This is a genomic window from Clostridium sp. AF50-3 (assembly GCF_003477445.1).
In the GTDB taxonomy this organism is placed as follows: Bacteria; Bacillota; Clostridia; order Lachnospirales; family Lachnospiraceae; genus Otoolea; species Otoolea fessa.
Map to the genome: position 1 here is coordinate 180,894 of NZ_QUDH01000001.1, position 24,278 is coordinate 205,171.

Below are 24,278 nucleotides of genomic sequence, written 5' to 3' on the forward strand. Positions count from 1 at the left end.
GCTTTTGTGGCTGATTTTCCGCCAGCCGCACCCGAATTTCATCAACGTACGCGCCGCGTACGCCTCAGAAATTTGGGCACAACTGACAAAAAATCATTTCACAAAATCAAGCACAGAAAGATTCCGAGAGTACATGTATGGGGAAGGGAGGAACCACACATGGAGCTGACCGGCAGGCAGATACGGATCTCCGTCCGCAATCTGGTTGAGTTCGTTCTGCGTTCGGGGGATATTGATAACCGGCGCACGGCGGGTGCACAGAAAGAGGCGATGTTAGCTGGAGGACGGATGCACCGGAAGATACAGCGGCGGATGGGCTCAGGGTATCAGGCGGAGGTGTCGCTGCGCCATTCGGTGGAGGAGGACGGATTCCAGATCGTGGTCGAGGGGCGTGCGGATGGAATCATCCGGGATGGAAAAGATGTCACGATCGATGAGATCAAGTGTGTTTACCAGGATGTAAACTGTCTGGAAGAAGCGGTTGGCGTGCATATGGCGCAGGCGCGCTGTTATGGCTATATCTATGGATTACAGGAAGCGCTGGACGAAGTGACACTGCAGCTCACCTACTGTAATCTGGAGACGGAGGAGATCTGCCGCTTTCAGGAGATCCAGACGATGGACGAACTTTCTGAATGGTTTGCTGGTCTGATCCATGAATATGTCAAATGGGCGCGTTACCTCTATCACAACGGGCTGCGACGTGATGAATCAATCAAAGCGCTCGAATTTCCCTATCCGTACCGGGCGGGACAGCGGGATCTGGCGGTGGCGGTTTACCGGACGCTGGAGCGCGGGCGCAGGCTGTTTGTCCAGGCCCCGACCGGGATTGGAAAGACTCTTTCGACGGTATTTCCGGCACTTAAAGCGATCGGGGAAGGGCATGGGCAGAAACTCTTTTACCTGACGGCGAAGACGATCACGCGGACGGTGGCGGAAGAGGCGCTGGCGATTTTGCGGGAACGCGGGCTGTATTTTCGTTCGGTCACGATCACGGCAAAGGAAAAGTTGTGTATTTTGGAAAAACCGGTGTGTAATCCGGAAATGTGCCCGCGTGCGAAAGGGCATTTTGACCGTGTCAACGATGCGGTGTATGAAATTTTGCATCAGGAATTTGGAATCACGCGTTCGGTAATTTTAGAGTATGCGGAAAAATTTCAGGTCTGCCCGTTTGAGTTCTGCCTCGATATTTCTTCGTTTGTGGATGGGATCATCTGCGATTATAATTATGTCTTTGACCCGGACGTGCGCTTGAAACGTTATTTTGCGGATGGGGCGGAGGGGGACTATTTCTTCCTGATGGATGAAGCCCACAATCTGGTATCGCGCGCGCGGGAAATGTATAGTGCTTCTATTATAAAGGAAGAAGTGCTTTTGACGAAAAAGGTACTGGGACATCGTGCGCCGGTGTTGGGGCGGCAGCTTACAAGGTTAAATAAGGCGCTTCTGGGGATGAAGCGGGAGTGCAGCGGCTACCAGGTGCTCAAGGATGCCGGACATCTGGTTTCAGTGTTAAACGGTGTTTTTGGAGAAATGGAAAAGTATCTGGAAAAGCCGGGCGGGGAAGATGGGCGGGACACGATTCTGGATTTTTATTTTTCGGTGCGACATTTTTTAAATATGTATGAGCGGGTCGATGAGCATTACAGGATTTATACGGAACTTCTGCCGTCCGGCGAATTTGTCATCCGGCTTTATTGTGTCAATCCGATTGAAAATCTGGCGCAGTGCCTGTCGCAGGGGAAAGCGGCGGTCTTTTTCTCGGCAACGCTTCTGCCGCTCCGGTATTACCGGATGCTTCTGTCGGATCAGGAGGAGGACTATACGGTTTATGTGCCGTCCCCGTTTCCGCAGGAGCGGCGTCTTCTGCTGGCGGCGACGGATGTGACGAGCCGGTATACGCGGCGCAATGAGACGGAATACCGGCGGGTGCTGCGGTACATCCAGACGATGGCAAGTGTGAAAAAGGGCAATTATATTGTGTTTTTTCCGTCGTATCAGTATATGAACCGGGTACGTGAGGTGTGTGAAGGGGAATATGCGTATCAGAATGTTGAATTGGATGATAATGAAAAAATGAAAAATCATTCCGGGAAAAACGGAAAAAGCATGGAAATCCTGGTCCAGGATTCTCACATGACCGAGGAGGAACGGGAAGCATTTTTACAGAAATTTTCTCCCGAACGAACAGCTGAACGTGATACCTCCCTGGTGGCGTTCTGCGTGATGGGCGGTCTGTTTTCGGAGGGAATCGATTTGACAGGCGATCGGCTGATCGGCGTGATCGTGGTCGGAACCGGGCTCCCGATGGTATGCACGGAGCAGAAAATTTTGCAGGGATATTTTGAAGAAGAGGGAAAAGATGGATTTGCATATGCCTACCAGTATCCGGGCATGAATAAGGTACTCCAGGCGGCAGGGCGGGTCATCCGGACCGCGTCCGATCAGGGCGTCATCCTTTTACTGGATGACCGGTTCTGGCGTCGGGAGTATCGGGAATTATTTCCAAGGGAATGGAGCGATGTCAAACGGGTCAGTCTTTCGTCTCTGGAGCAGGAGCTTCAGGCATTTTGGAGCCGTTTTCCAGAAGTTCAATAAATTCACGCGATGCCTGTGAGATCGGCATTGTCTCATTGTGGACGACGACGAGCTGGCGCGGCGGCAGGGCTTCAGTCAGGGTCAGGGCATAAAGTTCTTTTTCGCCAGCCGGGAGACAGAAATCCGGGACAAATGCGATGCCGAGACCGATGCGTGCCAGATCGATGAGCAGATCGTTGCTGCTTAATTCAATCTCCGGTACGAGGTCGAGCTGGTGCTTCTGGAACATGTTGTGCAGAAATTCGCTGGTGGTACTCTTGCGATCCAGCATGAGGATTGGGAGCGCCTGCAGCTCGTGCAGTGTAACCGGGTGGTCTTTCATCGGAAAATAGGTCTCATTGGCGACGAATATATCGTTGAATTCGCGCAGCACATGGATATTCTGCGTTCCACCGAGCCCGGAGTTTGGATAGTTCGTCAGAATAAAATCGACCTGACCGTTGTCCAGAAGCCGCGCACATTCGATGGAGGTACGGTTGGTAACCTTGATGTGGATATTCGGGTAGCGCTTGTGAAATTCGCTTAAAAATGGCACCAGATAATAGCGGCAGATCGTATCGCTTGCGCCAATGCGGAGCTGACCGCCGTTTAAGCTGTTAGAGTCGAGCAGCTGGTTTTCGCCCTGACGGATCAGGTTCATCGCCGGTTCCACGTGCTTGAGTAGGATCTCGCCTTCCGGGGTAAGCTGTACTTTTTTTGTGCTGCGGATGAAAAGAGTCTGGTTCAGTTTCTTCTCCAGTACCTTGATCGACTGGCTGACCGCCGACTGGGAGATGAAAAGCTGCTTAGATGCCTCGGAGAAACTTAACGTCGAGGCTACGTGGTAAAATACTTTATATAATTCATAGTTGATATCCATTTATTAGTCCTCCTTATAGAACTGTATTCAGTGTAACATGATTGGAGGGCGGAGTCAATAATGATTGTATCTGTGTCTTGTTTGTGATAAAATGACGGAATCATCTTAGAAGTATGTATTTTTTAGGAGGGAATACCACATGGAATCTAATACATTTTATGATATTTACTTAGAGGAACTGAAAAATCTCCCGCAGGGCACGCCGGAGGAGGAAACGGCGCTTCTGAAAAAACTGACGGAGGGGGACAAGACAGCTGTTTCCCGTCTGACGGAGTAAAACTGACGAAGGCGGTTCAGATCGCGGAGGAGTATCACGATCGGGGACTTCCGGCGGGCGATCTGGTGCAGGAGGCAAATATGGCGCTGTTTCTGTTCGCAAGCGAGTACGAAAACGGTGATTTCGACGCGCAGATGGAGAAAAAGGTGCGCGCGGCGATCGAGGATGCGCTGCAGATTCAGAACCGCGAGACGAAGATTGAGGAGGAGATGGCGGCGCGCGTTAATGTCCTCAAGGATATTTCTGCGAGCATGGCGCGGGAGCTGGGACGCGAGGCGACCCTTGCGGAATTGGCAGAGCGCATGAAGATGAGCGAGGATGAGATCCGTGACATCATGAAGCTGACGATGGATGCGATGAAGGTCAGCGGTCAGGCGGCAGAGATGGCTCAGAACGAGATAGATGAACAGGAGTAATAGAAAATGCTGTTTTATTTGGTGCGCCACGGTCAGACTGACTGGAACCGGGCGGGAAAGATACAGGGAACGACGGATATTCCGCTGAATGAGACAGGACGGCAGCAGGCGGAGCAGCTAGCCGCTGTTCTAAAAGAGAGGAGTGGCTATCCGGCGGGAACGCGGATCGATGCGGTTTATACCAGCCCGCTTGCGCGGGCATTCCAGACGGCGGAGATCCTGGCAAAGGAAGGAAAATTACCGCTCCGCCGCCTGACGGGGCTGCGGGAGCGCGATTTTGGATGCTGGGAAGGCAAAAGCTGGCAGCAGGTGGAAGCAGAGTACCCGGACGAATTTCATCTGTGGAGGGAACAGCCGATGGTCGGCATCCCGTCCGGCGGAGAATCAAGAAAATCCTGCGAGGCGCGGAGTGAACGGGCGATCCGACAGATTTTGGAGGAGACAGCCGGGGATGCGGTGATCGTGGCGCACGGTGGGATCCTCGTCTTTTTGATGAATTATCTGCTCCGTTTCCATCGGGATCCGCAGGAGATCATTGTGGCGAATGCCAGTCTGTCGGTTGTTTCGTATGACCGTTCGACGGGGATGGGAAAGCTGCTTGCACTGAATGAGACAGGGACGTTGGAACAGAAAAAATCGTTTTAAAGAATGATTTCAAAATGAAAAAAGCAGGAATGAAATAAGGCAAGAGATACAATAAGAGTTACTGTTCACGGGTAGGCACTTTTGGAACCGAAAGTGCCGTAAGAAAACGTGGTGGTAGCAGGAATTTGCCGTATTTAAATGCGAAGCCACGGCAAATTCCGTTACTGGGCACGTATGCGTGAACAGTAATCAATAAGATGTGTTAATAAAAAATATTAAATATATTAATTTTACTAATCTATAAAAATTGTGTATGATAAAGGCAGATGCTAGAAGAAGGCATTTGCCTTTTATGCTAAAAAATGAATGTATTTTACAGAACATGAAACATTAAAATACGAAAAAACAGGAGGAAAACATGAGCGTAAGACGTATTTTCGTTGAGAAAAAACCGGAATTTGCCGTACTGGCTCACGATCTGAAAGAGGAGATCGCAAGCTATCTGGGGATCGACACGATCACCGATGTCCGCGTACTGATCCGCTATGATATTGAGGATGTATCGGAGGATGCATATCAGAAAGCGCTGATTACGATCTTCTCTGAGCCGCCGGTTGATTTTGTCTATGAGGAGGCATTCCCGTCCAAGGAAGGCGATACGATCTTTTCCGTTGAGTTCCTGCCGGGACAGTTCGATCAGAGAGCCGATTCCGCAGAACAGTGTGTGAAACTTCTGAATGAAGAGGAAAATCCGGTGATCCGTTCCGCGACAACTTATGTTATTTCCGGAACACTGACCGCGGAGCAGATCGAGGGCATCAAGTCCCTGTGCATTAACCCGGTGGATTCCCGTGAGAATAACAACGCAAAGCCGGAAACGCTGGTAACGGTATTTGAGCAGCCGGAGGATGTCAAGATTTTCGATGGCTTCTGCGGTTATGGCGAGGCAGAGTTAAAAGAACTCTACGATTCCCTGAACCTTGCGATGACGTTCAAGGATTTCGAGCATATCCACAACTACTTTAAGAACGAAGAGAAGAGAGATCCGTCTGTGACCGAGATCCGCGTGCTGGATACATATTGGTCCGATCACTGCCGTCATACGACCTTCCAGACTGAGTTAAAGGACGTTACCTTTACAAAGGGCGATTACAATGAGCCGATGGAAGCTTCTTACAAACAGTACCTGGCAGATCGCGAGGTTCTCTACAAAGATCGCGATGACAAGTTTGTCTGCCTGATGGATCTGGCTGTTCTCGCTATGAAGAAGCTTCGCCGTGAAGGCAAGCTGGAGGATCTGGAGGAGTCTGAGGAGATTAATGCGTGCAGTATCGTAGTTCCGGTTACCATCGACGGCAAGGAAGAAGAGTGGCTGGTAAACTTTAAGAATGAGACCCACAACCATCCGACCGAGATTGAGCCGTTTGGCGGCGCTGCCACCTGCTTAGGCGGTGCTATCCGTGACCCGCTTTCCGGACGTACCTATGTATATCAGGCTATGCGTGTGACTGGTGCGGCTGATCCGACCCGTCCGATGTCGGAGACACTGCACGGCAAACTTCCGCAGAAGCGCATCGTAAAGGATGCAGCACATGGCTACAGCTCCTACGGTAACCAGATCGGTCTTGCTACCGGCTATGTAAAAGAGATTTATCATCCAAATTATGTGGCAAAACGTATGGAGATCGGTGCTGTTATGGCAGCAGCTCCGCGCAAAAACGTCATCCGTGAGACTTCCGATCCGGGCGATGTAATCATCCTGATGGGTGGACGTACCGGCCGTGATGGTATCGGCGGCGCAACCGGTTCTTCCAAGGTACATACCGAGGAGTCCATCGAGGTCTGCGGCGCAGAGGTTCAGAAGGGCAATGCACCGACCGAGCGTAAATTACAGAGACTGTTCCGCCGCCCAGAGGTCAGCCGTCTGATCAAGAAGTGTAACGACTTTGGCGCCGGCGGCGTGTCGGTAGCGATCGGTGAGTTAGCTGACGGACTTCAGATTGACCTTGACAAGGTTCCGAAGAAATATGCAGGTCTGGACGGAACGGAGATTGCGATTTCCGAGTCACAGGAGCGTATGGCTCTGGTGGTAGACCCGAAAGATGTTGATAAGATGCTTGCTTATGCAGCAGAAGAGAACCTGGAGGCAGTTCCGGTTGCCGTTGTTACCGAGTCCCCGCGCCTGGTTCTGAACTGGAGAGGCAAGACGATCGTAGATTTAAGCCGTGCATTCCTGGATACCAACGGTGCTCATCAGGAGACAACCGTTACCGTTGAGGTTCCGACCAGGGAAGGCAATGTATTTGATAAACAGGAAGTAAAGGATGTCAAAGAAAAATGGCTGTCCATGCTTTCTTCCTTAAATGTATGCTCCCAGAAGGGTCTGGTTGAGATGTTCGACAGCACCGTGGGCGCAAGCAGTGTATTCCTGCCATATGGCGGCGTTCACCAGATGACCGAGACACAGGCGATGGTGGCAAAACTGCCGATGAGCGAGGGCAAATGCGATACTGTTACCATGATGAGCTACGGCTATGATCCGTACCTGTCCAGCTGGAGCCCGTACCACGGCGCTACTTACGCAGTGCTGGATTCTGTTGCTAAGATCGTGGCAAACGGCGGTGATTTCCACAAGATCCGCTTTACCTTCCAGGAGTACTTCAAACGTATGACGGAAGATCCGAAGAGATGGGGCACACCGTTCTCCGCTCTGCTCGGTGCTTACAGTGCGCAGCTCGGATTTGGACTTCCGTCCATCGGCGGCAAGGACAGTATGTCCGGCAGCTTCTATGATGAAGAGCACGGAGAAATCGATGTACCGCCGACACTGGTTTCCTTTGCAGTTGATATTTCCGATACCAAACACGTGGTATCTCCGGAATTTAAGAAAGCGGGCAACAAGATTGTTCTCTTTACCATCGAGAAAGATGCACATGACCTGCCGGTTTACAGCCAGATCATGGATGGTTACGAGAAAATCTACCGCGATATGGAGTCTGGAAAGATTATTTCCGCATATGCGGTTGAGGGTGCCGGTGTGGCAGAGGCTGTCAGCAAGATGGCATTTGGTAACCGCCTGGGCGTAAAGATTGAGCACAATGTAGATCCGAGAGACTTCTTCGCCGCTGGCTGGGGCAATATCGTCTGCGAGGTTCCGGATGGCAAGGTAGGCGAGCTGTCCATCCCGTACACTGTGATCGGTGAGGTAACCGACAAGGGAACCTTCGAGTATGGCAGTACCATGATCTCTATGGAAGAGGCTCTGAAAGCATGGACCGGAACCCTGGAGAAAGTGTTCCCGACCGCTTCTGGCGCACCGATGAAGGCAGCAGAAGAGACACTTTACAATACCGATAAGGTATATGTATGCAAACATAAAGTGGCAAAACCAACCGTATTTATTCCGGCAATGCCGGGTACCAACTGCGAGCTGGACAGCGCGAAAGCGTTTGAGGCAGCCGGAGCGGAGACGATTGTGCGTGTATTCCGCAACCAGAATGCATCCGATATCCGTTCTTCCATCGAGCAGTACAAAGAGGATATCAAGAAATCCCAGATCATCATGTTCCCGGGTGGATTCTCCGCAGGTGATGAGCCGGATGGTTCGGCTAAATTCTTCGCTACGGTATTCCGCAACGAGGCGATGATGGAGGAGATCGACAAACTGCTTCATGACCGGGATGGCCTGGTACTGGGTATCTGCAATGGCTTCCAGACATTAATCAAACTGGGACTTTTAACCGGAGGCAAGATTGAGCCGCAGAAAGCAGATTCCCCGACTCTGACAACCAACAACATTGGACGCCACATTTCCCGCATGGCATACTTAAAGGTTGTATCTAACCTGTCCCCGTGGCTCAGAAAAGCAGAGCTGGGAGGCGTATACTGCAATCCGATGTCCCATGGTGAAGGACGTTTCGTAGCCAACGAGGAGTGGCTTGCAAAACTTCGCGCAAATGGTCAGATCGCGATCCAGTACAGCGATCCGAACGGAAACTTATCCGTCAGCGAGGAGTGGAACCCGAACGGTTCCTACCAGTGCATCGAGGGTATCACAAGCCCGGATGGACGTATTCTTGGTAAGATGGGTCACAACGAGCGCTGCTGGAGCGATACAGGCATGAATATCTATGGAAATCAGGATATGCAGCTGTTTGCTTCAGGTGTGGAGTATTTCAAATAAAATGAACACCTGCTTTTAAGCAAGGTAGAAATAGACCGGACCGCAGAAATCTGCCCCGGTCTATTTTTTGTGCGATAGAAAATTCCTTGGAATTCCCCATCACACAAAAAGGTACATTCTTTTTATGTCACAGAAAATAGCAATTATGATATAAATTTTATCATTGACGAAAATGTCAGAAAACCTTAAACAAAAAGTTATTCTCAGGTAATAAAAGTGTGCTATCCTGTCAATAACAGAAAACAGACATTTACTTCAAAAAACAAGGTAAAAATTTTGAAAATACCGACAGTTTATTTTGACGCAGGCAGATATGTTTGTTATAATGGAAACAAGAGTTTGTACGCGAGAGTACATTAAAAAAGGAGGATGGGATATGAGACATAACCTGAAGGCAGCGGCGGTTTCCGCTCTTGCTATCATGGCGGCACTGGCGATGAGTATTCCGGCATACGCGGCTGACAAAAAGATCTCGGAAGTTAAGTTCCGTGTCAATGCGAAACCGGAAGCGGGCGACAGCATCGGGGATCCGGATGTACAAGTTACGAAGGGTAATGTTGAGATTACCGAGCAGGAGTTTGACAATGACGACAGCGAGTGGGAGAGAGGTGATAAGCCGGTCATCTACCTGACGATCGAGGCAAAGGACGGTTATCAGTTATCCGGCACAAAGCTTTCTGCAACCAAGTCGGCTTACAAAGTTACGAAGCGATCTGGCGATAAGAGCGAGTGGAAAGTTAAGATTACGATGTCAGCTGTTGACGGCGATTTGGATACGGTCGAGGATCTTAGCTGGAGCAATCGTACCGCAACCTGGGACAGTGTATCGGATGCAAGCAAGTATGAAGTTAAGCTATACCGCAACAGTTCTACCGTAACGACTGTTACAACCACAGGCAGCAGCTACAATTTCTACCCGTACATGACGAAATCCGGCGATTATACCTTTAAGGTACGCGCGGTTGATGGAAGCGACAAGGGTGAGTGGAGTGATGAGTCCGATGAATATTATATGAATTCTTCAGATGTGTATACAGGTACACCTCCGACCGGTAATTCTTCGAATAACTCTTCCGGTGGTTCCACTCCGGCAAATGCGAATGGTCAGTGGGTAAACAGCGTTTACGGCTGGTCTTACTACATCAATGGTGTACCGGTTAAGAATAACTGGGTATATGTTGATAATGAGTGGTATCATCTGAATGCAAACGGATTCATGGATACAGACTGGATCTATACGGATAATAACTGGTTCTACTTAAACCCGGTATCCGATGGTACAAGAGGCAGAATGATGACCGGCTGGCAGCAGATTGGACCGTACAAGTATTATCTGAATCCGGTATCCGACGGCACTCGCGGTGCAAGAAAGACAGGCTATCAGTTCATCGATGGTGCATGGTATCTGTTTGACCTGAATAGCGGAGCACTCTGGACTAACATGGTAGCTCCGAACGGTATGGTAGCGGATGCAAATGGTGTTCTTCACTAAGGAGGTATCTGGCTGCAGATCCAACTCCCACTGAGACAAATTTGCTATTAATCACCACCTGAAGAGGTGGGAGTCTTCTCGACTGAGATAAAAATCAGACAGCGGCAGACAGCGGACGAGCGAAAGCAAGTGGCTGATGCCGCTGTCTTTTTGCTTTACGAGGAAGTGTTGTGCCATTTTTTGTTTTTCTTGCACAGAAGGGGAGAAAAAGGATATAATAGAGAATCATATTGAGAAGCCGGAGAATTGATGAGGCGGGAATAAGAAACAGAGAGGAGAACCGATAAATTACGATGAAACCAACCGTATTATTGTATAATTTTACTGATTCCAAAAGAAAAATGAAGGTGCAGCAGGCGCTTATGCCGCTGGGATTCCGTTTAAGGGCAGTGAAAAAGGAGGAGTACGGGCTGCCGGTGGGCGTGCTGGCTGGCGTGAAAGGACTGGATGAGGATGTCCTCAAGGAAGCCGGACAGGCAATAGAGACCGGGGAGGAAACGCAAAAAGAAGGGACCGCTCATAAACAGGCAGACGGGAGGCTGCAGCGAGAAGTGCCGGAGAATGATTCTTCCAGGAAAATGGATTTCTCGGATGAGATGGCGATCATGGCAGGCTTTTCTTCCGCCAGATCGATGCATTTATCTATGCACTCCGAAAAAAGGGAGTCGGACGGATCGATTATAAAGCAGTCCTGACACCGTATAATATGAAGTGGGATTCGGTACAATTATATGAAGAGATCAAAAAAGAGCATAAGATGATGACGGGGAAAGGTAAAGACGAATCATTGTGATGCCATGGGATTGGTGAAAGGGTGTTCAGGAGGAAAGAGCGGGCTTGAAAGGTCATTTTACTGCTTGATGTGGAGGTGGAAAGATGCTGGAAAAAGTTGATTTGAATAAATCAGTGGATAAGGAAAACTACAAGAAGCTTCGGGAAGAGATGGATGTGAAGCTGGGAGAATTGCAGCGCGCCTGTAAGGAGGAAAAGATCCCGGTTGTCATCGTATTTGACGGATTCGGGGCAGGCGGTAAGGGAACGCAGATCAACCGCCTGATCCAGCCGCTGGATCCGCGCGGCTTTGATGTTTATGCGAGCCGGGAGACGGGGGAAGAGGAACGGATGCGTCCATTTCTCTGGCGGTATTGGACGAAGACACCGGAAGACGGGCGAATGATGATTTTTGACAAGAGTTGGTACGATAAGGTTACCGTTGACCGGTTTGACAAAGAGACGAAGCGGCAGGAGCTAAACGGGGCGTTTAGGGATATCCTTTCATTTGAAAGGCAGCTGGCAGATTCCGGCATGATTCTGATCAAATTGTTTCTGTATATTTCCAAGGACGAGCAGAAAAAACGCTTTAAACGGCTGGAAGAAAGCAAAGAGACCGCGTGGCGTGTGACGGAGGCGGACTGGAAGCGCAACAAGGATTACGATACATTTCTGGAAATGAACGAGGAAATGCTGCAGCGGACGGATACCGGCTACGCGCCGTGGACGATCGTGGAAGCGACTGATAAAAATTATGCGGCAGTCAAGATTTTATCCACCGTCACAGACCGGCTGGAGTATGAGCTGAACCGCCGCCGAATGGAATACGGGGAAGGGGCGGTGCATCCGCCGGTCAAACTTCCAGATGAGCGGTTTAAAAATGGCGTGCTTTCCGGCGTGGATCTGACGAAAACGCTGACGCGCGAGGAATATAAGGAACGTCTGGATAAGCTGCAGAAAAAGCTGGAGGTGCTGCACTGCGAGCTGTACCGGCTGCGGATTCCGGTGGTGATCGGCTTTGAAGGCTGGGATGCGGCGGGAAAAGGCGGTGCGATTCGGCGCCTGACAAGCCATCTGGATCCGCGCGGCTACAAGGTCAATCCGACGGCGGCACCGAATGATGTGGAGAAAGTACACCATTATCTGTGGCGTTTCTGGCGGGAGATGCCGAAAGCGGGGCATATTGCGATCTTCGACCGCACCTGGTACGGGCGCGTGATGGTGGAGCGGATCGAGGGCTTCTGCAGTGAGGCGGACTGGAAACGGGCGTATCAGGAAATCAATGAGATGGAAGAGCACATGGCGAATTTTGGCGCGGTGATCGTGAAATTTTGGATTCATATTGATAAAGATGAGCAGGAACGCCGCTTTAAGGAGCGCATGGAGGATCCGGCAAAACAGTGGAAAATCACGGACGAAGACTGGCGCAACCGTGAAAAATGGGACGCATACGAGCAGGCAGTCAATGAGATGCTGGTGCGGACCTCTACTACCTATGCCCCGTGGACGATCATAGAAGGAAATTCCAAATATTTCGCGCGCGTCAAGGTGCTGGAAACGGTTGTGGAGGCGATGGAGGAGAAGATCCGTGAGGTAAAAAAGCTGCGTAAGTGATAGAAAGAAGCGGACGGCCGATTTGGTAATCATGTGTGGAAATATGAAGAAGCGCGGTTGCAATTCTTCGTAAGATACAGTAAAATCAATATTTAAAGAAAAAGACGGCAATTTTGAAAAACACAAACATTTGTGTAAACTTTGCGTTAAATGTAGCGATAGAAAGGAAGCGGACAAAATGGAGCAGACAGCAAAAGAGCGCACACTAGCATTTATGGCAGAGCATGCGGGGGATCCAACCCCGATGGAATTATTTCATATGCACGTAAAACACGTGGGAATCAATACAAAATCGGAAGACGAGGCCTGGGAGGTTGCTGAGACACTGGCGCGCCTGATGGGGCTGATGCCGCGCGAGACGGAGAAAGCGGTGTTCAGCGGTGACCTGACGGAAAATATGAAGGTGGAGAGCCACGGAACCTACGGCCATATTGGCTTTGGTGTAAATGATTGCGAGGCGGCGATCCGATACTTTGTGAACCGCGGTATGACGCTTCGGGAAGAGACGAAGCGCTTTGATGAGCAGGGTCGCTGTATTTTCGCCTATTTTAAAGAAGAAGTCGGCGGATTTGCGATCCACCTGGTACAGGATTGATAGCACCAGGCGATATAAAAACGAAAAGGATAGCAATATGAAAAAAATAATCGTGATCGGCGGCGGGGCAGCCGGCATGGCGGCTGCGATTGCGGCGGCGGAAAATGGCTGCGCGGCAACGATCTATGAAAAGAATGAGAAACTGGGAAAAAAGATCTATATTACAGGAAAAGGGCGCTGCAATGTGACGAATGACTGTGATATGGAAGGTCTGTTTGACAGTGTTGTGACAAACAGCCGCTTTTTATACAGTGCATTTTACGGTTTTAGTAACCAGGATATGAAGGATTTTCTGGAGGCGAACGGCTGTCATGTTAAGGTGGAGCGCGGCAACCGTGTCTTTCCGGTGTCTGATCGGGCATCGGATGTGACATCGGCGTTTGCAAGACGGCTGCGGGAACTGCGCGTGAAAGTAGAATTGAATCAGGGAGTCCGGGAACTGTGGCTGGAGAATGGTGTATTAAAAGGTGTGATTCTGGCGCAGGGCGGTAATGAGCGTGGGAAAAAAGACTCCTACATAGCTGCGGATGCAGTGATCGTGGCGACGGGCGGTTTGTCCTACCCGACGACCGGCTCAACCGGCGATGGTTACCGGTTTGCGGAGGCGGCAGGGCACAAGGTGACGGAACTTTCGCCGGCGCTTGTTCCGTTTGAGACGAAGGAAGATGTGAAGGAGCTGCAGGGACTCTCCCTGCGGAACGTGGAAGCTGCTGTTTTAAATGGAAAGAAAGAGGTTTACCGTGAATTTGGTGAGATGCTGTTTACCCATTACGGCGTTTCGGGTCCGGTACTCTTGAGTGCCAGCAGTTATGCGGCGAAAAAACTGAAAAAGGGTCCGCTGACTCTGATGATCGATCTGAAACCGGCGCTTTCCATGGAACAGCTCGATGCGCGGATTCTGCGCGATTTTGAGGCGGAGAAGAATAAACAGTTTAAAAATGCGCTGAACCATCTGTACCCATCAAAACTGATACCGGTCATAATTCGCCGCAGCGGCATTGAGCCGGACAAGCAGGTCAACGCCGTGACGAAGGAAGAGCGGAGACGGCTGGCGGAGGTGACAAAGCATTTTACACTGACGCTGACCGGGCTGCGAGGTTTCAATGAGGCGATCATTACCCAGGGCGGTGTGACGGTAAAAGAAGTGAATCCATCCACGATGGAGTCGAAGAAGCTTCCAGGGCTTTATTTTGCCGGGGAAGTGCTGGATCTCGATGCAGTCACGGGCGGTTACAACTTACAAATTGCGTGGTCGACCGGTGTGCTGGCAGGACGGAGCGCAGCGGAAAATCATGAATTATAACGATATGAAAAAGGGGAAACGAAATGCCGATTAATATAGCGATTGATGGACCAGCCGGGGCTGGGAAGAGCACAGTGGCAAAGAAGCTGGCGGAAGATTATGGATATATTTATGTAGATACGGGGGCGATGTACCGGGCGATGGCATTGTATTTTCTGCGCCAGGGCATCGACAGCCATGATGAGGCGGCGATCGGACGCGCCTGTGAGACGGTTTCCATTTCACTGGAATATGAAAATGGGATCCAGCAGGTTTATTTAAATGGGGAGAATGTCAGCAGCGAGCTTCGGACGGAGGCGGTTGGAAATATGGCTTCGAATACCTCTGTCTATGCGCCGGTCCGCAAAAAACTGGTGGAGCTGCAGCGTGAATTAGCCGGACGCCGGGATGTCGTGATGGATGGCCGGGATATCGGAACGGCGGTTCTGCCGGATGCGACCCTGAAAGTATATCTGACCGCGAGCAGCCGTGTGAGAGCTGGACGCCGTTATAAAGAGCTGACCGAACGCGGGGAAAGCTGTTCCCTGGAGGCGATCGAGCAGGATATCATCGAGCGCGATTACCGCGATATGCACCGGGAATTGTCGCCTCTCAAGCAGGCGGAGGACGCCATTTTACTGGATACTTCTGCGTTGAATTTTGAAGAGGTAATGCGGGAGATGGAGAAGTTGGTTGAGGCGGCGAAGAAAAAGCAGAAAAATCCCATTGCCGTAGGCAATTTTTGATGGATTTTTGCGCGTGACTGTGAAGGTACTGAACAGTTACGAAAATGCCAGGAAAAAGGAGAAGCCGAAAAGGGGCGGCAGCAAACATGAGACGATTGAAACAAACATGGATCGCCGCAGCACTTGGGATGAGTGTATGGATGACCGCCTGTGCGGGCGCGGCATCGGAGACAGCCACACAGGAAGGGGCTGTCGATGAGGAGAGCCAGGGGGCGATCCGTGAGGCTGTGGCTGAAAATGATCAGGCGCAGGAGCAGCCCAAACGGGATAAAACGCAGGAAACTGAGCGGACGGAACCGCTCACGGTTGAACCAGTCCGGGAAACCCTCAATATGACGCATTTTGACAACTGTACCTTTGCAGCTGGGTTCAAACCGCAGCAGATCCATCAGGATGAAAGCAATGTTATCATCACATTGACGGTCTATGACTATGAGCATTTTCATAAGGCAGATATCGATGAACTGCAGGCGGGAGATACGCTGCTTATCGATGGGAAAGAATGTCTCATTACTTCGATTGACCGACAGGAGTCTGGGCGGATCGAGATCAATGGCGGTCCGGCACAGGGGGGAGAAGAGCTGAGAATGGTAGAGGAGGATTCCTTTTATGGCTCGGAGATGGCAGTCGGGAGAAGTTACCATAGCTGGGAGAGGTTACGCTGCAGATGGATGAGAACTTTGTCCTGACAGATGATTCTGACCCGGATACACCGCCGCAGGTGTATACCGCGGAAGAATTATTCGCGATCCGTGATCGGCTGATCGGGGAGTTTAAGCCATACAACACGGCTGTGACGGTGAAGAATGAGAAAATTATTTCGATTTACCGGAAATTTATGCCATAAAAGATATAAAATCATTAAGAGGAGGAGAGCACCTTTTATCCGGATGAGAGGTGCTTTTTTGTGTAACAGGAAATTCCTTGGAACTCCCTGTTGCACAAAAAGGCACTAACGTGCCAATGATGCGCACTCGCGCGAAGCAGAAACATGTCGCAAGCGACCGCGCTCGGCGCGAGAATGTGCCAAGGCACATTCTTTTTCAATATAATTTCCGGGATAAATTGACTTTTAAACATACCCCATCTATAATGAAACAAGCTGATATGGGCAGTGGGTGCCGCTGTTTGTGCCAGACCAGTCAGATTGCTCGGATTGACAGGCATGGACAGGGGGTAAAAGGGAAACAGGTGCAAAACCTGTGCGATCTCGTCACTGTGAACCGGAGAGTGGCGCTGCAGATGCCATTGCGAAAGTGAGAAGGCGCGGCGTGCATGATGACCCGAAAGCCAGGAAACCTGCCGGCTGTCGTGAACATATCGGTTAAAACTATTTTTGTGCGAGTCACACAAGGAGGAAAACATGAGAAAAAACAAAAAAGTAGTTGTAAGTGCAGCGGCAGTTACGATGTCCGTATTGCTTGGAGCCTGCGGCGGCAGTACATCCAGCCAGGCAACCTCGACGGAGGCGGCTTCTGAGGCAGAGACCGAGGCAGCTGAGAGCGCCGATTCCGATCAGGAAGCGGCAGATAAGGTGGCAAAGCTGATCGATGACATCTATGTACAGGAGCGCACCGATGATACGGATGAGCAGTGCAAGGCAGCCAAAGAGGCATGGGATGCCCTGACTGACGAGCAGAAGGAGCTGGTAGAAGGCGAGAACGCAGATCCAGATTATTTTGGTCGTGATACCGGCGACGCGAGCCTGGACGATCCGCGCAATCAGGATGAGATTGGCGACAAAGAGATCCTGGTAGTCAGCTTTGGTACTTCCTTCAACGACAGCCGTGTGAAAGATATCAAGAGTATCGAGGATTCCATCCAGGATGCATTCCCAGATTGGGCAGTCCGCCGTGCATTTACCGCACAGATCATTATCAACCACGTTGAGGCTCGTGACGGCGAGTGCATCGACAATATGGATCAGGCACTGGAGCGCGCCGTGGAGAACGGAGTTAAAGAGCTGGTTGTCCAGCCGACCCACCTGATGCACGGTGCTGAGTATGACGAGATGGTTGAGGCGCTCGAGAAGTATCAGGATAAATTCGAGCAGATAGCTGTCGCAGAGCCGCTGTTGGGTGAGGTTGGCGACGATGCAACCGTTATCAATGCAGATAAAGAGGCAGTTGCAAAAGCAGTTGTAGCAGAAGAAGCTTCGGAAGCTGGTTTTAAAGATGCAGCTGACGCAGCCGATCAGGGAACTGCATTCGTTCTGATGGGGCATGGTACCGCACACGTTGCAAAGGTAACCTACAGCCAGATGCAGACCCAGATGCAGAATCTTGGATATAGCAATGTATTTATCGGTACCGTAGAGGGCGAGCCGGAAGAGACCTCCTGTGAGTCTGTTATCGAGGCAGTGAAGGCAGCAGGTTATAAGAATGTCGTTCTTCGTCCGCTGATGGTAGTTGCAGGTGATCACGCAAACAACGACATGGCAGGCGATGACGAGGATTCCTGGAAGAGCCAGTTTGAGGCATCAGGTGCATTTGACAAGGTAGATACTCAGATTTCCGGTCTGGGCAGAATTAAAGCAGTAGAATCATTCTATGTTGCTCATACACGGACAGCCATTGATTCTATTGTGAAATAATGTATATGAAAAAGAAATTAAATTTAGCGGCGCTTCTGCTTGCTGCCGCTTTTCTCGGAGCGTGCGGAGGACAGAAACAGGACGCAGCTGACACCGTGGCGCAGACAGAGAGCGCAGAAACCGAGAATGCCGATCAAAAGAGCAGCATTGACCTTGCAGACGGCGTCTACACCGTCGATTTTAAGACGGACAGCAGCATGTTCAAGGTCAATGAATCGAAAAATGGAAAAGGCGTCCTGACGGTCAAGGATGGCGAGGCGACACTTCATATCAGCCTGACCTCGAAAAACATCGTGAACCTGTATCTGGGTACTGCGGACGAGGCAAAGGAAGATGAAGCCGGTTGGCTGCAGCCAACCGTAGACACGGTTACTTACAGCGACGGTCTGAGCGAGGAGGTCAACGGCTTCGATGTGCCGGTTCGGCGCTCGGAGAAGAATTTGACCTGGCTCTGATTGGTAAGAAGGGCACCTGGTACGACCACAAAGTAAGGGTAGAAAATCCGGTTTCCGGAGAGGCAGAGGACGCGGAAGCGGCATCATCCGAGACGGAGAATAGCGATGATGCGGCAGATGCCCAGAAACCGGCAGGGCAGACTGCAGATGTGGCAGACGGCACTTATACCTGTGAGGTAACCCTGCAGGGAGGTTCCGGCAGAGCATCGGTGGACAGCCCGGCGACCATTATCGTCAAGGATGGAAAGGTGACTGCCGATATTGTCTGGAGCAGCCCGAACTATGAGTATATGCTGGTGGATGACGTGCAGTATGATCCGATCCAGACCGAGGGCAATTCCGAGTTCCAGATTCCGGTAACGCTGGATGAGGATGTAGCGGTCAGTGCCTTGACGGTGGCGATGAGCCAGCCGCATCTGATTGATTATACGCTGCATTTTGACAGCGTGACGTTATCAGAAGTTACGAAATAAAAGTAGATAGAAATACCTGTCCAGGAAGAACCTCCCGGTCCTTTTGTACATATTTTGATTACAGAAGGATCCGGGAGGTTTATGTCTATGCGTATCTGTGAACTCAAACAGCGGGAAGTTATAAATGTAAAAGATTGCAAGCGCCTTGGTTTTGTGGGCGACGTCGATTTTGACATCAGCACGGGAAAAATGCTTGCGATCATCGTGCCGGGACCGGGCTGTGTCTGGGGCTTTCTGGGGCGGGAAAAAGAGTACATAATTCCATTCTGCGACATCTGCCAGATAGGGGATGACATTATTCTGGTGAGGCTGAAAGAAGAGAGAGAAAAGAAGGAATAAAGAAGGAATAGCGGAAAACTTCTGCTTGCAGAAGCGCACTTCCTGCGATATTATAATAAGTATGATATGTTATGAAAACCTGGCGGGGGCATATCAATAAAACCAGAAAAGGGGAAGAGCGATTGAAGTGTCCATTTTGCAACGCGGCTGACACGAAAGTAATCGATTCACGGCCTGCGGATGACAACAGTTCTATCAGACGCCGGAGACAGTGCGAGACTTGTGGAAAGCGTTTTACCACATATGAAAAACTTGAGACGATCCCTCTGATGGTTGTCAAAAAGGATAATACCCGGGAGATGTACGACCGGGCGAAGATAGAGGCAGGAATCCTGCATTCCTGCCACAAGCGCCCAGTCTCTCAGGGACAGATTTCGGCGTTGATCGACGATGTGGAAAACAATTTATTTAACCGGGAAGAACGGGAGATCTCGACCGCGGTGATCGGGGAACTTGTGATGGAGCGGTTAAAGGATCTGGATGTGGTTACCTATGTGCGGTTTGCATCGGTATACCGGGAGTTTAAAGACGTCGATACATTTATGGAGGAACTGCAGAAGATACAGCAGCGGAATGTGCCGTCGTATGAGCCTGGAAAGAACGGGGAAGAGACCAGATGATGGGAAATGCGTTTTATCCGGATGAATGGCTGGATTCTGCGTATGATATCCCGTATGAGCAGTTTTACCAGAAGGGAATGCGGGGTATCATATTTGATATTGACAATACGCTGGTGCCGCACGGTGCCCCGGCGGACGAGCGGGCAGTACAGCTGTTTGAACGTTTGCGGGCGATAGGGTTCCACACCTGTCTGCTCTCGAATAATAAGGAGGCGCGGGTCGCCCCGTTTGCCGGACAGGTGGGTTCGGATTATATTTACAAGGGCAGAAAACCGAAGCGCAGCGGATACAGGCAGGCGATGCGTCGGATGGGAACGGGCGAGCGCTCGACGATGTTTGTCGGGGATCAGCTCTTTACGGATGTGTACGGGGCGAGGCGGACAGGCATCTATTCGATTCTTGTAAAGCCGATCAATCCGAAGGAAGAGATCCAGATTGTGTTAAAGCGGTATCTGGAGAAAATTGTCCTGTGGTTCTATGTGAGAAGACAGGAAAAAAATAGCGGAAGTTTGTAGCCGGGTGTTTTTGAACGGTTTGAAAGAGCTTGCCAGGCGGCAGAACCGGATGCTGACAGGAGTGCTGGAAACGGTGGAAAATCAGTTGTTTTCAGAAAAAATATCGGCAATTTTAGAAAAATAAGGGGCGGAATTGACATGATGTGCCCTGCGTTTTCAAAAAAGTAGTTGAAAAAGAGGATTTTATAGTATAAAATAAAAAAGATAAAGCGAGTATTTTCAAGGAGGAGCATCATTTATGATATCAGCGGGCGATTTTAGAAACGGCATCACACTGGAGATTGATGGCAACGTATACCAGATCATGGAATTTCAGCACGTAAAACCGGGAAAGGGAGCTGCGTTCGTTCGTACTAAAATTAAGAACGTAATGAATGGCGGCGTTGTAGAGAAAACCTTCCGTCCGACCGAGAAGTTCCCGTCTGCCAGAATCGACAGAGTTGATATGCAGTATCTGTATTCCGATGGCGACTTATACAACTTCATGGATGTAAACACATATGAGCAGGTAGCTTTAAACCAGGAGACAATCGGCGACGCACTCAAGTTCGTAAAAGAGAACGAGATGTGCAAGATCTGTTCTTACAACGGCAAGGTATTCTCCGTAGAACCGCCGCTGTTCGTAGAGCTTGAGATCACAGATACAGAGCCGGGCTTCAAGGGCGATACTGCTACAGGCGCTACCAAACCGGCAGTTGTAGAGACTGGCGCTACTGTATATGTACCGTTATTCGTAAACCAGGGCGATAAGATCAAGATCGATACACGTACTGGTGAATATCTGTCCAGAGTCTAAGTTATAACATATACGTCAGAAAGGTCTTCACGATACCGTTTGTACCCTTGTGGGGAGGCAGTCGTGTCACTGACAGGTTTCTGACTGGAAACAGAGATTACTGTTTGTGGCAGGCATTTTCCTTTGCTGGTTATGCAGCGCATGAACAGTAGCAAGCAGAGAAACTGTTGTAAGATCCGGAGGAAACGTCGAGATTTTACAACAGTTTTTTTGCTTAACATATCGGGGAGGCGTCTATGACGCGTCCGTTGGTTCATCTCAGAGAGCAGGTTCGGAGTGAGCGGTGCTCATGGGGAGTGATAAATATGGAGAACGGAAGAGAAGACCGTCTGCGTCTGGGGGAAGAGGATGAGCCGGGGCGCAGATCTGGTGGCAGGAAGAGGCGTACATCCGGCAGGCAGACGGCAATCCGCCGGGAGCGGACGAGGCAGCAGAAGAAGCGCCGTGTGATGATGCGGCTGTTTTTGTGTCTGCTTATTTTCCTCCTGGGTGCGGGAACAGGCTGGACACTGCGCGGGAAAATGATCCGCAAGCTGATCGATCCGTCCACGATCGAGATGCCAAACTGGGTTGATGAGCAGCTTCTCACGGTCAACCGATATTCCAGACCGGGGACGAATATCCCGGTCATCAACGGGATCGTGATTCACTATGTGGCCAATCCTGGGACGACGGCACAGCAGAACCATGATTATTTTGAGGGGTTGAAAGATCAGAGCGGCAGTAACACTGTTTCCGTCAGCAGCAATTTCGTGATCGGTCTGGACGGCGAGATCATTGAGTGCGTTCCGGTCGGGGAGAAGGCATATGCCTCCAATGAGAGGAATGCGGACACCGTTTCGATTGAGTGCTGCCATCCGGCGGCAGACGGAAAGTTCACAGACGAGACGTATGACTCGCTGGTAAAACTGACTGCATGGCTGTGCAAGCAGCTCGATTTAAGTCCGAAAGACGTGATCCGTCATTATGATGTGACTGGAAAGGCGTGCCCGAAGTATTTCGTGGATCATGAGGATGCCTGGAAGCAGTTCCGCAAGGATGTGAAAAAGGCAATGCGGAAGGATATATCAGATGAGAGATGACTCCCACCTCTTCAGGTGGCGAGGAGCAAATTAGTATCAGTGGTGGGAGCGGGTCTCCCATCTGATATAGCCTCCGGCAGGATTGCTTAAGATGCGCAAAAGAAATATGTCATGCTTTGCATGACGCGCATCTCGCAACAAGAATGCAGAGGCATTCTTGAAAATATGCGATATAAATTATGAAAGGGAATCTAGTATGAAAACGATTTTAGATTTGATCGTGGAAGAACTGAAACCGGCGTTTACCGGCTGCGGGTACGATGAGAAGTATATCCGCGTGACGGTATCAAACCGCCCGGATCTCTGCGAGTATCAGTGTAACGGCGCGATGGCAGCTGCCAAAGCGTATAAAAAGAAACCGATCGATATTGCCAATGAGGTGGTGGAAAAGACAGCCGGAAGCAAGATGTTTTCTGAGATCAACGCCGTGATGCCTGGATTTATCAATATCCGCCTGAATCCGTGCTACCTGGCATCCTATGTACAGCAGGTGGCAGAGGATGAAAAGCTGGGACTCAACGCAGCTAAGAAGCCGGAGACGATCATCATCGATTACGGCGGAGCCAATGTAGCAAAACCACTGCATGTCGGACACTTACGTTCCGCGGTCATCGGAGAGAGCATCAAGCGCATCAGCCGCTATATGGGACACCATGTCATCAGCGATGTGCATCTGGGTGACTGGGGATTGCAGATGGGACTGATCATCGAGGAGCTGCATGACCGTCAGCCGGATCTGGTATATTTTGACCCGGATTATACCGGCGAGTATCCGTCGGAGCCGCCGTTTACGATTTCCGAGCTGGAGGATATCTATCCGGCAGCGAGCGCGAAATCCAAGGTAGATGCGGCATTCCGTGAGCGGGCACAGCAAGCAACTTTCAAACTGCAGAGTGGCTATGCACCGTTCCATGCGATCTGGAAGCACATCATGAACGTGTCCTTGAAGGATCTGAAAAAAAACTATGGCAATTTAAATGTATCGTTCGACCTCTGGAAGGGCGAGAGCGATGCGCAGCCATATATTCCGGGACTGATCGAGGATTTACAGAAAAAAGGTCTCGCCTATGAGAGCGATGGCGCGCTGGTTGTCGATATCGCACAGGAAGGGGATGCGAAGGAATATCCGCCTTGTATCGTCCGCAAATCCGACGGTGCGGCGCTGTATGCGACTTCCGATCTGGCGACGATCATCGAACGTGAGCAGGATTTCCATCCGGACCGCTACATTTACGTCGTAGACAAGCGCCAGGAGCTTCATTTTATCCAGGTATTCCGTGTGGCGAAGAAGGCGGGCATCGTCAAAGAAGATACGCCGATGATCTTCTTGGGCTTCGGTACGATGAACGGCAAGGACGGTGGTCCGTTCAAGACACGTGAGGGCGGTGTTATGCGTCTGGAGCACCTGATCAAGAATATCGATGAGAAGGTATATGAGAAGATTCAGGAGAAGCAGAAAGTTCCGGCGGACGAGATGACACGCACGGCGGAGATTGTCGGTCTGGCGGCACTTAAATATGCCGATCTTTCGAATCAGGCGACCAAAGATTACATTTTCGATGTAGACCGCTTTATTTCCTTCGAGGGAAATACAGGTCCACATATCCAGTATATGATCGTCCGCATCAAGTCCATTCTGGAGAAATACAAGGAACTGCGCGGTGCGGATGCTAAAGTGGTTCCGATCCGTCCGGCTGAGAGCGAGACAGAGAAAGCACTTCAGATGGCGCTCTGCCGTTTCGGCGAGGTGACAGAATCTGCATTCTACGAGACGGCGCCGCATAAGCTCTGCCAATACATGGCGGCAGTGGCGGATGCGTTTAATGCATTTTATCTGGAAAATAAGATCCTCTCCGAGGAGGACGCAGCGAAGCAGGCAGCCTTTATCAGTCTGATCACGCTGACCAAGCGGGTGCTGGATACCTGTATGGATCTGCTCGGAATGGAATCGCCGGAACACATGTAATCTGTAATATGGAGGAATCCT

The 24,278-nt window shown here is 50.5% G+C and carries 24 protein-coding genes and 1 riboswitch; of the genes, 23 read left to right on the forward strand and 1 reads right to left on the reverse strand.

Annotation, left to right across the window (positions count from 1 at the left end; translation table 11 throughout):
* Positions 1 to 159 precede the first annotated feature (159 nt).
* Positions 160 to 2,598, forward strand: coding sequence for an ATP-dependent DNA helicase (locus DW085_RS00805; RefSeq protein WP_118490734.1), 2,439 nt, complete (start codon positions 160 to 162; stop codon positions 2,596 to 2,598).
* Here DW085_RS00805 and DW085_RS00810 read toward each other — a convergent pair.
* Entirely contained in the window at positions 2,534 to 3,457 is a 924-nt protein-coding gene (locus DW085_RS00810) for a LysR family transcriptional regulator (RefSeq protein ID WP_118468721.1), read from the reverse strand. The two genes, DW085_RS00805 and DW085_RS00810, sit on opposite strands and share 65 nt — an antisense overlap.
* A gap of 139 nt (positions 3,458 to 3,596) precedes the next feature.
* On the opposite strand from DW085_RS00810, the gene DW085_RS19450 reads away from it, so the two are divergent.
* The 22 genes from DW085_RS19450 to argS all read left to right on the forward strand — a co-directional run bounded on the left by DW085_RS19450 (position 3,597) and on the right by argS (position 24,257).
* The gene (locus tag DW085_RS19450) at positions 3,597 to 3,734 is read left to right on the forward strand and encodes a hypothetical protein (RefSeq protein ID WP_243015280.1); all 138 of its coding nucleotides are present in this window, start codon (positions 3,597 to 3,599) and stop codon (positions 3,732 to 3,734) included.
* 80 nt (positions 3,735 to 3,814) lie between these two features.
* Positions 3,815 to 4,150: a sigma-70 domain-containing protein gene (locus tag DW085_RS19455; RefSeq protein ID WP_243033869.1), complete on the forward strand. Its 336-nt coding sequence runs from the start codon at positions 3,815 to 3,817 to the stop codon at positions 4,148 to 4,150.
* Positions 4,151 to 4,156: 6 nt separating this feature from the next.
* Positions 4,157 to 4,795 carry a histidine phosphatase family protein gene (locus tag DW085_RS00820; RefSeq protein ID WP_118490736.1) on the forward strand — a complete coding sequence of 213 codons (639 nt, stop codon included), beginning with the start codon at positions 4,157 to 4,159 and terminating at the stop codon, positions 4,793 to 4,795.
* 358 nt (positions 4,796 to 5,153) lie between these two features.
* On the forward strand, positions 5,154 to 8,918 hold the full coding sequence (locus DW085_RS00825; RefSeq protein WP_118490738.1) for a phosphoribosylformylglycinamidine synthase: 3,765 nt from the start codon (positions 5,154 to 5,156) through the stop codon (positions 8,916 to 8,918).
* A 376-nt stretch (positions 8,919 to 9,294) separates the two neighbouring features.
* A complete protein-coding gene (locus tag DW085_RS00830; RefSeq protein WP_118490740.1) occupies positions 9,295 to 10,410 on the forward strand; it encodes a hypothetical protein in 1,116 nt (371 codons plus the stop codon).
* 293 nt (positions 10,411 to 10,703) lie between these two features.
* On the forward strand, positions 10,704 to 11,105 hold the full coding sequence (locus DW085_RS00835) for a hypothetical protein (protein ID WP_243033870.1): 402 nt from the start codon (positions 10,704 to 10,706) through the stop codon (positions 11,103 to 11,105).
* Complete coding sequence (locus DW085_RS19460) at positions 11,084 to 11,203, forward strand: DUF3783 domain-containing protein (protein WP_243033891.1); 120 nt, start codon at positions 11,084 to 11,086, stop codon at positions 11,201 to 11,203. The genes DW085_RS00835 and DW085_RS19460 overlap by 22 nt, the downstream gene beginning before the upstream one ends.
* Before the next feature lie 83 nt (positions 11,204 to 11,286).
* Positions 11,287 to 12,795, forward strand: coding sequence for a polyphosphate:AMP phosphotransferase (gene pap, locus DW085_RS00840; protein WP_118490742.1), 1,509 nt, complete (start codon positions 11,287 to 11,289; stop codon positions 12,793 to 12,795).
* A 178-nt stretch (positions 12,796 to 12,973) separates the two neighbouring features.
* Positions 12,974 to 13,390, forward strand: a complete 417-nt coding sequence (locus DW085_RS00845) for a VOC family protein (RefSeq protein ID WP_227589675.1) — start codon at positions 12,974 to 12,976, stop codon at positions 13,388 to 13,390.
* A 37-nt stretch (positions 13,391 to 13,427) separates the two neighbouring features.
* Complete coding sequence (locus DW085_RS00850; protein WP_118490744.1) at positions 13,428 to 14,693, forward strand: NAD(P)/FAD-dependent oxidoreductase; 1,266 nt, start codon at positions 13,428 to 13,430, stop codon at positions 14,691 to 14,693.
* Between the two features lie 23 nt (positions 14,694 to 14,716).
* Positions 14,717 to 15,418 carry a (d)CMP kinase gene (gene cmk, locus DW085_RS00855; protein ID WP_117795616.1) on the forward strand — a complete coding sequence of 234 codons (702 nt, stop codon included), beginning with the start codon at positions 14,717 to 14,719 and terminating at the stop codon, positions 15,416 to 15,418.
* An 86-nt stretch (positions 15,419 to 15,504) separates the two neighbouring features.
* Positions 15,505 to 16,107, forward strand: coding sequence for a hypothetical protein (locus DW085_RS00860; protein ID WP_147353565.1), 603 nt, complete (start codon positions 15,505 to 15,507; stop codon positions 16,105 to 16,107).
* Positions 16,086 to 16,265 (forward strand): hypothetical protein, encoded by a 180-nt coding sequence (locus tag DW085_RS00865; RefSeq protein ID WP_118482129.1) that lies wholly within the window; start codon positions 16,086 to 16,088, stop codon positions 16,263 to 16,265. The genes DW085_RS00860 and DW085_RS00865 overlap by 22 nt, the downstream gene beginning before the upstream one ends.
* A 297-nt stretch (positions 16,266 to 16,562) precedes the next feature.
* A riboswitch (cobalamin riboswitch) is annotated at positions 16,563 to 16,740 on the forward strand.
* A 41-nt stretch (positions 16,741 to 16,781) separates the two neighbouring features.
* Positions 16,782 to 18,011, forward strand: coding sequence for a sirohydrochlorin cobaltochelatase (locus DW085_RS00870; protein ID WP_118293199.1), 1,230 nt, complete (start codon positions 16,782 to 16,784; stop codon positions 18,009 to 18,011).
* Between the two features lie 5 nt (positions 18,012 to 18,016).
* Positions 18,017 to 18,466 (forward strand): hypothetical protein, encoded by a 450-nt coding sequence (locus tag DW085_RS20320; protein WP_347474936.1) that lies wholly within the window; start codon positions 18,017 to 18,019, stop codon positions 18,464 to 18,466.
* Positions 18,355 to 18,939: a hypothetical protein gene (locus tag DW085_RS20325; RefSeq protein WP_347474937.1), complete on the forward strand. Its 585-nt coding sequence runs from the start codon at positions 18,355 to 18,357 to the stop codon at positions 18,937 to 18,939. The genes DW085_RS20320 and DW085_RS20325 overlap by 112 nt, the downstream gene beginning before the upstream one ends.
* Positions 18,940 to 19,026: 87 nt before the next feature.
* Positions 19,027 to 19,278, forward strand: coding sequence for a YlmC/YmxH family sporulation protein (locus DW085_RS00880; protein WP_106999996.1), 252 nt, complete (start codon positions 19,027 to 19,029; stop codon positions 19,276 to 19,278).
* Positions 19,279 to 19,400: 122 nt separating this feature from the next.
* Complete coding sequence (nrdR, locus tag DW085_RS00885) at positions 19,401 to 19,898, forward strand: transcriptional regulator NrdR (RefSeq protein WP_106999995.1); 498 nt, start codon at positions 19,401 to 19,403, stop codon at positions 19,896 to 19,898.
* On the forward strand, positions 19,898 to 20,413 hold the full coding sequence (locus tag DW085_RS00890) for a YqeG family HAD IIIA-type phosphatase (RefSeq protein WP_107000417.1): 516 nt from the start codon (positions 19,898 to 19,900) through the stop codon (positions 20,411 to 20,413). Before nrdR ends, DW085_RS00890 begins: the two co-directional genes overlap by 1 nt.
* A 238-nt stretch (positions 20,414 to 20,651) precedes the next feature.
* Entirely contained in the window at positions 20,652 to 21,209 is a 558-nt protein-coding gene (gene efp / locus DW085_RS00895) for an elongation factor P (protein WP_022358740.1), read from the forward strand.
* Between the two features lie 305 nt (positions 21,210 to 21,514).
* Positions 21,515 to 22,291 carry a peptidoglycan recognition family protein gene (locus tag DW085_RS00900; RefSeq protein WP_118490748.1) on the forward strand — a complete coding sequence of 259 codons (777 nt, stop codon included), beginning with the start codon at positions 21,515 to 21,517 and terminating at the stop codon, positions 22,289 to 22,291.
* A gap of 196 nt (positions 22,292 to 22,487) precedes the next feature.
* The gene (gene argS / locus DW085_RS00905) at positions 22,488 to 24,257 is read left to right on the forward strand and encodes an arginine--tRNA ligase (RefSeq protein WP_022358738.1); all 1,770 of its coding nucleotides are present in this window, start codon (positions 22,488 to 22,490) and stop codon (positions 24,255 to 24,257) included.
* Positions 24,258 to 24,278: the final 21 nt, after the last annotated feature.

Excerpts from the sequence above, each read along its gene's own strand:
- DW085_RS00835 (WP_243033870.1), top strand. The coding sequence starts at position 10,704 with ATGAAACCAACCGTATTATTGTATAATTTTACTGATTCCAAAAGAAAA.
- DW085_RS00860 (WP_147353565.1), top strand. The coding sequence starts at position 15,505 with ATGAGACGATTGAAACAAACATGGATCGCCGCAGCACTTGGGATGAGT.
- cmk (WP_117795616.1), top strand. The coding sequence starts at position 14,717 with ATGCCGATTAATATAGCGATTGATGGACCAGCCGGGGCTGGGAAGAGC.
- DW085_RS00850 (WP_118490744.1), top strand. The coding sequence starts at position 13,428 with ATGAAAAAAATAATCGTGATCGGCGGCGGGGCAGCCGGCATGGCGGCT.
- DW085_RS00805 (WP_118490734.1), top strand. The coding sequence starts at position 160 with ATGGAGCTGACCGGCAGGCAGATACGGATCTCCGTCCGCAATCTGGTT.
- pap (WP_118490742.1), top strand. The coding sequence starts at position 11,287 with ATGCTGGAAAAAGTTGATTTGAATAAATCAGTGGATAAGGAAAACTAC.
- DW085_RS00890 (WP_107000417.1), top strand. The coding sequence starts at position 19,898 with ATGGGAAATGCGTTTTATCCGGATGAATGGCTGGATTCTGCGTATGAT.
- DW085_RS20320 (WP_347474936.1), top strand. The coding sequence starts at position 18,017 with ATGAAAAAGAAATTAAATTTAGCGGCGCTTCTGCTTGCTGCCGCTTTT.
- DW085_RS00845 (WP_227589675.1), top strand. The coding sequence starts at position 12,974 with ATGGAGCAGACAGCAAAAGAGCGCACACTAGCATTTATGGCAGAGCAT.
- DW085_RS19455 (WP_243033869.1), top strand. The coding sequence starts at position 3,815 with ATGGCGCTGTTTCTGTTCGCAAGCGAGTACGAAAACGGTGATTTCGAC.
- DW085_RS00820 (WP_118490736.1), top strand. The coding sequence starts at position 4,157 with ATGCTGTTTTATTTGGTGCGCCACGGTCAGACTGACTGGAACCGGGCG.
- DW085_RS00825 (WP_118490738.1), top strand. The coding sequence starts at position 5,154 with ATGAGCGTAAGACGTATTTTCGTTGAGAAAAAACCGGAATTTGCCGTA.
- DW085_RS00900 (WP_118490748.1), top strand. The coding sequence starts at position 21,515 with ATGGAGAACGGAAGAGAAGACCGTCTGCGTCTGGGGGAAGAGGATGAG.
- efp (WP_022358740.1), top strand. The coding sequence starts at position 20,652 with ATGATATCAGCGGGCGATTTTAGAAACGGCATCACACTGGAGATTGAT.
- DW085_RS00870 (WP_118293199.1), top strand. The coding sequence starts at position 16,782 with ATGAGAAAAAACAAAAAAGTAGTTGTAAGTGCAGCGGCAGTTACGATG.
- argS (WP_022358738.1), top strand. The coding sequence starts at position 22,488 with ATGAAAACGATTTTAGATTTGATCGTGGAAGAACTGAAACCGGCGTTT.
- DW085_RS19450 (WP_243015280.1), top strand. The coding sequence starts at position 3,597 with ATGGAATCTAATACATTTTATGATATTTACTTAGAGGAACTGAAAAAT.
- DW085_RS00865 (WP_118482129.1), top strand. The coding sequence starts at position 16,086 with ATGGATGAGAACTTTGTCCTGACAGATGATTCTGACCCGGATACACCG.
- DW085_RS00810 (WP_118468721.1), bottom strand. The coding sequence starts at position 3,457 with ATGGATATCAACTATGAATTATATAAAGTATTTTACCACGTAGCCTCG.
- DW085_RS00830 (WP_118490740.1), top strand. The coding sequence starts at position 9,295 with ATGAGACATAACCTGAAGGCAGCGGCGGTTTCCGCTCTTGCTATCATG.
- DW085_RS00880 (WP_106999996.1), top strand. The coding sequence starts at position 19,027 with ATGCGTATCTGTGAACTCAAACAGCGGGAAGTTATAAATGTAAAAGAT.